General features: G+C 37.3%; 1 protein-coding gene. It reads right to left on the bottom strand.

The window, feature by feature from the left end; genetic code table 11:
- A partial coding sequence (locus tag LQ679_RS14685; protein ID WP_239763586.1) for a MucBP domain-containing protein occupies window positions 1–405 on the bottom strand: 405 nt, incomplete at both ends.

Here is a 405-nt window from a genome sequence, read left to right on the forward strand (position 1 = left end):
GGTTGCCTTCTGTTTCTAGATAATTGTATTCATTGATTTGCTCTGGATGTGTTGAACTATAATCTTCTCCTACTTTGCCATTCAATACTGTATCTGGTTGTATTGAATTACCTTCTTCATCCACATACCTTACCGTTACATGACCGTTTGCTTTTTGATACACGTACGTCACTGTTTGATTATCTCTTGAATATTCTCCTGTTGGGTTACCCTCTGTTCCTAAATAATTGTATTCATTGATTCGTTCTGGATGCGTCGAACTATAGTCTTCTCCTACTTTGCCATTCAAAGTTGTTGGTTCTTGAATTTTGTTTCCATTCTCATCCACATATCTTACCGTTACATGACCGTCTGCTTTTTGATACACGTACGTCACTGTTTGATTATCTCTTGAATATTCTCCCG

The sequence above is a fragment of the Mammaliicoccus sp. I-M35 genome, from assembly GCF_022386455.1.
GTDB classification, from domain to species: Bacteria; Bacillota; Bacilli; order Staphylococcales; family Staphylococcaceae; genus Mammaliicoccus; species Mammaliicoccus sciuri_A.